Genomic DNA, 7,854 nt, shown 5'->3' on the forward strand with positions numbered 1-7,854 from the left:
GCGCTCCGGCAGCTGCGCGACGAGCGGCGACCGCTTCGTCATCGGCACCGCGGTCTCAGCCCCCTCGACCGCGACGCGGGTGGCGCCCACAGTGGCGCTCGAACGCGCGGGCGACGCGGCGCGCGCCGGAGCTGAGACGCCCACCGGGCGCACCGTGGTCGACGCTGCCTTGGCCGTCCGCGCTGCGATCGCCGAGCGGCGCAGCCACACGACGACACCGGCCGTGGCCAGCAGGCCGAGCAACGGCAGCCCCGCCGGCACGAGCGTCAGCAGAGCGAGCAGCGCCGTCACGACGAAGAAACCGAACGATCCGAGCAGGGCAAACAGCTTGACCTTCGGCGACTCGAGAGCCGCCGGCACGCGGGCAAGGCCCTGCGCCGCGCCCTGAAGACGAGCGGGCACCCGCGTCGTCGTCACCTCGGCGCGCTCAGCGGTCGACGCGTGCGCGTCACCCTCGGGGGCGCCGGGCGTCACGCGCGAGGCACCCTTGACGCTGACCTGAGGGCGCAGGATCGTGCGCGACGGCTCGTCGGCGCGCGCCGAGACGTCAGCCTGGATCGGGGTACGGCGTTCGAGCATCCTCATCGCCTCCGAGAATCGATCGACGGTGCGCGCGGTCGCGAGATCCTCGCGGCGGCACACCCAGTGCTTGAGCATGTAGGCAGCCCACACGGCAATGATGACGAAGAAGATCAGGCTGCTGGCACTCACGCACACCAGGCTAGGGCGCGGCGGCATGACAACGAGTGAGCCACGCCGCGCGTGTCGCGCAAAAAATCTTCACTGCGTGGGGTAACAATGCCCCGCCGCCGGCGGACGACGGGGGGCACAGACCGACGTCGGCGCCGATCGTCGATGCGCACGGGCGCGGTCAGCTCCGACGCGCGGATGGCGGAGCATCGGCGAATGTGGACGAGAATCGCAGTTGTGGACATGAATCGCCGATGGATGCCGTTCGCCGATGTGGACGTGAATCGCAGTTGGGTACGGGCCACGTCGAGGTGGGTTTCGACGGCGCTGTTCAGCGGTTCGAGAGGGCAGACGGGTTCGGAGGTCCGAAAGGTCAGACCGGGTCGGGGGGCCAGAGGGGGTCGGGGGTCCGAGGAGTCAGGCAGGCTCAAGGCGGGTCAGACGGGGTCGATGCGTCCGAGGCGCTATGGCGAGTCGACAGTGTCAACAGTGTCGACGGAGCCCGATCGCTCGAGATTCTGCACACGCTGCACGAGCGTGCCGTCGACCTCGTGGCGCAGCAGTGCGAACGTGCGGTGGTCGCGCCACGCGCCGTCGATGTGGAGGAACTCGCGGCGCACGCCTTCGTCATGCCAGCCGAGTTTTTCGACGACGCGCAACGAGTTCGCGTTGTCGGGGCGCACGTTGATCTCGAGGCGGTGCAAGCGCTCCACACCGAACGCGTGGTCGGCGGCCATCGCGACGGCCATGGGCGTCAGGCCGTGCCCGGCGAAGCGTTCACCGATCCAGTAGCCGATCGTGCCGCCCTGCTGCGCCCCACGCACGATCGTGAAGATGTGCACCTGCCCGGCCAGGGCACCGTTCCACGTCATCGCCCACGGCAACAACCGACCCGCGCGTGCCTCCGCGTTCTGCTCCTTGACGGCCGCCTTGAAGCCCAGCGCCGGCTCGGGGTAGGGGTTCGTCGAATCCCAGGGGCCCGTCCACCGGCGGTTCGCGGCGCGCAGCGCACTCCACTCCTGCAGATCCCGACGGGGATGCAACGGACGCAACCCCAGCTCACCGCCGCGATAGCGCCGCCGCAGCGTGACGGGCCACGTGCCCGGACCCATCAGTGCGAGCCTCCGTCGAGCTGCGCCATGACGTGCTCGAGGATGCCGTCGAGCACGTCGAGACCGTCGGCCACTCCCCCACGCGAGCCAGGCAGGTTCACGACGAACGCGCGCCCCGCGGCGCCGTCCGCGATGCCGGCGAGCCCACGCGAAAGGACGGCCGTCGCCACCCCTGCGGCCACACCCTTCGTACGCAGCGCCTCCTCGACGCCGCTGAGCTGCATCGTGAGGTACGGCCGCGTCTGCTCCGGCGTCGCGTCGCTCGGCGAGACGCCCGTCCCGCCGGTCGTGACGACGACGCGGCACCCGAGCGCGAGCGCGTCACCGAGCGCGTCGCCCACCGCCGGCCCGTCGGCGACGAGTCGCGCGTCGACCGTCCACCCCCGCTCACGTAGCCATGCCGCGATGACGGGCCCGGTCGCGTCGGTGTAGATCCCCTGCGCGGCTCGCGTCGAGCACGTGACGACGGCGGCGCGCCGTTCACTCATGCCAGTCACCGCTGCGCCCACCCGACTTCGCCGTGACGCGCACGTCGGTGATGCGTGCGTGCTTGTCGACGGCCTTGACCATGTCGATGAGCGCGAGCGCCGCGACGCTCACACAGGTCAGCGCTTCCATCTCGATGCCGGTGCGATCGGCGGTGACGACGGTGGCGCGGATGTCGACGCCGTCGTCGGTGACGTCGAGGTCGACCTCGACACCGTGCACCGCGATCGGGTGGGCGAGCGGAATGAGGTCAGGGGTGCGTTTGGCCGCCTGCAACCCCGCGATGCGTGCGACGGCGAGGGCGTCGCCCTTGGGCACGTCACCGTCACGCAGCGCCGCCACGGCGCGCTCGCTCAGCAGCACGCGCCCCGCCGCCGACGCCGAACGTCGCGTCACGGCCTTCGCCGCGACGTCGACCATGTGCGCGCTGCCGTCACCACGCACGTGGGTGAGGTCGCTCATGTCACTCCTTCTCGTCCGCCACGTTCTCGTCGTAGGCGCCCGCCAGGGGCGCGTCGATCGGCCCGTCGAGCACGAGCACGTCGAGCATCTCACCCGTCTCGACCTGGCGGGCTTCTCGCGGCACGCGCGCGAGCGCGTTGGCCTCGCCCAACTCACCGAGGTGGTGCGATCCCTGGCGCGAATTGGCACGGATCGTCAGCTCGCCGTCAGCGCCGCGCACCGCGTGGACGCGCGCGTACTGGGCACGTCCCGGCGGGCACGTCCACCCCGGGCCACGCACGACGCCGCGTCGCCACACGGGCGCGGGGCGCCCGCTCATGTGCGCGAGCGCGGGCGCGACGAACACCCAGAACGACACGAGCGTGCTCATCGGGTTGCCGGGCAGCGTGAACACCGGCACTTCTCGCTCGCCGAGCAGCCCGAAACCCTGCGGCTTGCCGGGCTGCATCGCGACCTTGTCGAACGTCACCTCGCCCGCCTCGATCAGCGCGGCCTTGACGACGTCATACGCCCCCGCGCTCACCCCACCCGTCGTGATGACGGCGTCAGCCGTCGCGACGGCACGCTCCAGCACCCGCGCCACCTCGCCGGCATCGTCACACACGTGCGCGACCTCGACGAGTTCGGCTCCCACCGCAGCGACGAGCGCAGCGAGCATCGGCCCGTTCGAATCGTGGATCTGTCCATGCTGCAGCGCTTCTCCGGCCGGACGCAGCTCGTCCCCCGTCGACAGCACGACGACGCGCGGGCGCGGTGCCACCTCGATGTGATCCACCCCCGCCGAGGCGATGACGGCGACGTGTTGCGGTGCGATGATCGTCCCGGCTCGCAGCAGGACGTCGCCGATGCGCACGTCCTCGCCGCGTCGGCGGATGTGGCGCCCGTCCTCCACCTCGCCCGTGAACCGCACGCGCTCCAGCCCATCGTCGCTCTGCTCGACCGGCACCACCGTCGTCGTCCCCGACGGCACCGGCGCGCCCGTCATGATGCGCCAGGCCTCACCCGGCGCGCACGTCAGCTCACGCGTGTCACCGGCCGGGATGTCGCCGACGACCGGTAGCTCGCCGTCCGCAGCGTCCTCGGCTCGCAGGGCGTACCCGTCCATCGCGGAATTCGTGAACCCCGGCAGGTCGACGCCGCTGCACACGTCAGCGGCGAGCGCCCGCCCGAGGACATCACCGACCCAGCCGCCGTCGGCCAGCGCCACCCGCCGCGCAGGCAGCCGTGGAACGGCCGCGAGGATGCGCGCGAGGTGCTCGGCGTCGGTGATGAGTTCGGGGGCGTGCGACATGCCCCCATTGTGCAACCCACCACCGACAACGCCCCGTTCGCAACCGAATTCGGTTGCGAACGGGGCGTCATCCCAATGCTGGATGGCGTCAGGCGCCGCGCTCGGTGCGCGTGCGCCCCTTGCCCTCGTCAGTGTCGACCCAGCCCTGCAGCCAGGAGCGGAAGTCGGAACCGAACTCGTTGTGACGCGTGCCGAGACGCACGACGGCCTTGAGGTAGTCGAGACGGTCGCCCGTGTCGTAGCGGCTGCCGCGGAAGACGACACCGATGACGCCGGCGCCCTCACCCGCCGCGCTCGCACGCTCGGCGAGCGCGTCCGTCAGCTGGATCTCGCCGCCGCGTCCCGGCTCCGTCTTCTCGAGCACCGCGAAGATCGACGGGTCGAGCACGTAACGGCCGATGATCGCGAGGTTGCTCGGCGCCTCCCCCGCGGCCGGCTTCTCGACGAGACCGGTGACCTGCACGACGTCTTCGCCCTCACCGTCGATCGGCTCGACGGCGGCGCAGCCGTAGAGGTGGATCTGGTCGTCCGGCACCTCCATGAGCGCGATGACGGACCCGCCGTGGTTGGCCTGGACGTCGATCATCTGCTCGAGCAGGTGGTCGTCCTCGTCGATGAGGTCGTCGCCGAGCAGGACGGCGAACGGCTCGTCGCCGACGTGGTTGCGCCCGACGAGCACGGCGTGGCCGAGGCCGCGCGGCTCGCCCTGGCGGATGAAGTGGACCTCACCGAGGTCGGCCGACTTCTGCACACGCTTGAGGCGCTTCTCGTCGCCCTTCTTCTCGAGGGCCCGCTCGAGCTCCCAGTGGCGGTCGAAGTGATCCTCGAGAGCAGCCTTGGAACGACCGGTGATCGTGAGGATGTCGGGAACCCCTGCGCGCACCGCCTCTTCGACGACGTACTGGATGGCCGGCTTGTCGACGACCGGCAGCATCTCCTTGGGGATGGCCTTCGTGGCAGGCAGGAAGCGCGTGCCGAGCCCGGCGGCCGGAATGACGGCCTTGCGCGCGCGACGGCGAGGTGCGGAGGACGGCGTTTCAGTCATGAGCCTAGGCTAGCCCTCATGACCGACAACGGGGCCCCGGATGCACCGACCGGCGCGACACCTCCGCGCGACGTCGAGCCGACGCCCGACGAGCGCGAGCGCCTCGCCAAGCGCGAGTTGCGCACACGCCTTCGCGCCGCGCGTCGAGAGCGTCGTGATGCGACGAGCCCCGAGCAACGTCACGCCGACGGACTTGCGCTGCTGCGTCACCTCGAACCGCTGCTGGCACGCGCCACCCGCGTCACCTCGTTCGAGCCGCTGACAAGCGAGTCGAACCTCGAACCGATCAACGCCGCCGCCAGGGCGCGCGGGCGCCTGCTCGTGCCGATCACGCTCGCCGATCTCGACCTGTCCTGGCGTGACGTCGCCACGGGCGACGACCTGGGCACGAGTGGCATCGCGGCCGCCGACCTCGTCATCGCGCCCGCGCTCGCGATCGGCCCGAACGGCGAACGCCTCGGCCAGGGCGGCGGCTGCTACGACCGCGCCCTGCCGCGCCGACGGCCGGGCACACCCGTCGTCGCCGTCGTCTTTCCCGACGAGCTGCTGACCGGCCCCGATGCGCCCCGCATCCCGGTCGAGGCGCACGACGAACGCGTCGACGCGGCCCTCACCGTGGACGGCCTCGTCCGCTTCGGCGACGCCCTGGGATACTGAGGCACCGGCCCGCGACGAGGCCGAGCCGACGCCGACGCACCCACCCGCTGACGCCGACCTGAGGAGGGGGCCCGATGATCGAAGCCGCCGCCACCACCGGGTTTGACACCGCCGACCTGCCGCTGACGCTGCTGGTCGGCTCGCTCGTCCTGCTCGTCGCCGTCGCCGCCGTTCGCCTCGCCAACCGCTCGGGGCTGCCGACGCTGCTCATCTACCTCGCGATCGGCGTCGCTCTCGGTGAGGGTGGGCTCGGCATCGGCTTCGAGAACACGAACCTCACGCAGGTGCTCGGCTATTGCGCGCTCATCCTCATCCTCATCGAGGGCGGTCTGACGACGCAATGGAGCAGCATCCGCGCGTCCGTCGCCCCGGCCCTGCTGCTGTCGACGCTCGGCGTGCTCGTCTCCGTCGCGGTCGTCGGTTCGGCGACGCACCTCCTGCTCGACTTCGACTGGAAGACGTCGCTGCTGCTCGGCGCCATCGTCTCCTCGACGGACGCCGCGGCCGTGTTCTCGGTGCTGCGCAAGGTGCCGCTGCCGCATCGCCTCGCTGGCGTGCTCGAGGCCGAGTCGGGCTTCAACGACGCGCCCGTCGTGCTGCTCGTCGTCGCCCTCGCGGACGAGGTGGTGCCCGGCGGCGAGCACCACGGCGTCCTCTCCCTCGCCGGTATGGCGGTGTTCGAACTCGCCGGTGGCGCGCTCGTCGGCCTCGCTGTCGGCTGGGTGCTCGGCGCCCTCTCGCAGCGCATCGCGCCCGGCTCGTCAGGTCTGTTCGCCATCGGCGTCGTCGCCGGGGGTGTCCTCGCCTATGCCGCGGCGTCCGTCGTCCACACGAGCGGCTTCATGGCGACCTACCTCGCGGCGCTCGTCCTCGGCAACATGCCGATCCCCCACCGTCAGGCCGTGCGCGGCTTCGGGCAGGCGATGGGGTGGCTCGCGCAGATCGGCCTGTTCGTCCTGCTCGGCCTGCTCGCCTCCCCCAGCCGCCTCATGGACCAGTTCGTGCCCGCCATGGTCGTCGGCTTCGTCCTGCTCCTGCTCGCCCGCCCCGCCTCGATCATCGCGTCGATGACGCCGTTCGGCTTCTCCTGGCGCGAGCAGGTGTTCCTGTCATGGGCAGGGCTTCGCGGCGCGGTGCCGGTCGTCCTCGCGACGGTGCCGCTCACCGCGGGCGCCGAGCAGATGCGCTGGATCTTCGACCTCGTCTTCGTCCTCGTCGTCGTCTTCACGTTCCTGCAGGCCCCGACGCTGCCGCTCGTCGCCCGCATGCTCGGCATCGGCAACGACGCGCACGCCGTCGAGCTCGAGGTCGAGAACACACCGCTGACGGAACTGCGCGCCGACATGCTGCACGTCAAGGTCGGCGAGCACTCGCAGCTCGTCGGCGTCATGCTGTACGAGCTGCGCCTACCGGTCGGCGCGAACGTCACCCTCGTCGTCAACGGCGATCGCAGCTACGTGCCCGGCGAGCGCAGCGTGCTGCGCGCCGGCGATCAACTGCTCGTCGTGACGAAGGAGACGGTGCGCGCGCGCACCCTCGCCCGCTTCCGCGAGGTGAGCGAGGGCGGACGCCTCGCCGGTTGGCGCATGCCCACCGCGCCCCGCGCATGAGCGACGCGCGCCTGCCTCACCCTGACGCTGCCTTACCATGACGCAGTCGAACCAGCGCCGCCCGCCGGCACGAGAGAAGGAATGACGATGCCCACCTACGCCTACGCGTGCAAGGAATGCGGCCACGGTTTCGAGGCGCGCCAGTCGTTCGACGACCCCGCTCTCACGACGTGCCCCGAGTGCGGCGGCCCGCTGCGCAAGGTGTTCAACAGCGTCGGCGTGACGTTCAAGGGGGCGGGTTTCTACCGCACCGACAGCCGTTCCTCCGGCACGAGCTCGAGTTCCGGTTCGAGCTCGAGCGGTTCGAGCAGCTCCGACGCCTGACGGCCATCCCCAGGTGTGACGGCCGGGCACCCTGATCCACAGCCTGCGGCGTGACGACGCGCGCCGTCGACGCGGTTCGCCCTAGCGTCGAGCCATGCCCTCACTGCGCACCCTCGACGTCGTCCACCGCCTCAACGCCCCGACGCGCGCGGCCGCGACGCGTCGCCGCCGGCTGCG

Annotated in this window: 9 protein-coding genes; 3 read left to right on the plus strand and 6 right to left on the minus strand. The window is 71.3% G+C overall.

Going from position 1 to position 7,854, the window contains the following annotated elements; translation table 11 throughout:
* The 6 genes from HMPREF0321_RS02450 to galU all read right to left on the minus strand — a co-directional run.
* A partial coding sequence (locus tag HMPREF0321_RS02450) for a hypothetical protein (RefSeq protein ID WP_006943916.1) occupies positions 1-711 on the minus strand: 711 nt, incomplete at its 3' end.
* A 443-nt stretch (positions 712-1,154) separates the two neighbouring features.
* Positions 1,155-1,802, minus strand: a complete 648-nt coding sequence (locus tag HMPREF0321_RS02455; protein ID WP_006943922.1) for a GNAT family N-acetyltransferase — start codon at positions 1,800-1,802, stop codon at positions 1,155-1,157.
* Complete coding sequence (locus HMPREF0321_RS02460; RefSeq protein ID WP_040014330.1) at positions 1,802-2,290, minus strand: molybdenum cofactor biosynthesis protein B; 489 nt, start codon at positions 2,288-2,290, stop codon at positions 1,802-1,804. Before HMPREF0321_RS02460 ends, HMPREF0321_RS02455 begins: the two co-directional genes overlap by 1 nt.
* On the minus strand, positions 2,283-2,750 hold the full coding sequence (moaC, locus tag HMPREF0321_RS02465) for a cyclic pyranopterin monophosphate synthase MoaC (RefSeq protein WP_006943919.1): 468 nt from the start codon (positions 2,748-2,750) through the stop codon (positions 2,283-2,285). The genes HMPREF0321_RS02460 and moaC overlap by 8 nt, the downstream gene beginning before the upstream one ends.
* Before the next feature lies 1 nt (position 2,751).
* A complete protein-coding gene (gene glp, locus HMPREF0321_RS02470; RefSeq protein ID WP_006943923.1) occupies positions 2,752-4,041 on the minus strand; it encodes a gephyrin-like molybdotransferase Glp in 1,290 nt (429 codons plus the stop codon).
* A gap of 88 nt (positions 4,042-4,129) precedes the next feature.
* Entirely contained in the window at positions 4,130-5,086 is a 957-nt protein-coding gene (galU, locus tag HMPREF0321_RS02475) for a UTP--glucose-1-phosphate uridylyltransferase GalU (RefSeq protein ID WP_006943921.1), read from the minus strand.
* An 18-nt stretch (positions 5,087-5,104) separates the two neighbouring features.
* Here galU and HMPREF0321_RS02480 point away from each other — a divergent pair, with 18 nt between their 5' ends.
* The 3 genes from HMPREF0321_RS02480 to HMPREF0321_RS02490 all read left to right on the plus strand — a co-directional run bounded on the left by HMPREF0321_RS02480 (position 5,105) and on the right by HMPREF0321_RS02490 (position 7,677).
* Complete coding sequence (locus HMPREF0321_RS02480; RefSeq protein ID WP_006943924.1) at positions 5,105-5,743, plus strand: 5-formyltetrahydrofolate cyclo-ligase; 639 nt, start codon at positions 5,105-5,107, stop codon at positions 5,741-5,743.
* A gap of 74 nt (positions 5,744-5,817) precedes the next feature.
* A complete protein-coding gene (locus HMPREF0321_RS02485) occupies positions 5,818-7,353 on the plus strand; it encodes a potassium/proton antiporter (RefSeq protein ID WP_006943918.1) in 1,536 nt (511 codons plus the stop codon).
* Between the two features lie 87 nt (positions 7,354-7,440).
* A complete protein-coding gene (locus HMPREF0321_RS02490) occupies positions 7,441-7,677 on the plus strand; it encodes an FmdB family zinc ribbon protein (protein ID WP_040014333.1) in 237 nt (78 codons plus the stop codon).
* Positions 7,678-7,854: the final 177 nt, after the last annotated feature.

It is taken from the genome of Dermacoccus sp. Ellin185, assembly GCF_000152185.1.
Lineage (GTDB): Bacteria > Actinomycetota > Actinomycetes > Actinomycetales > Dermatophilaceae > Dermacoccus > Dermacoccus nishinomiyaensis.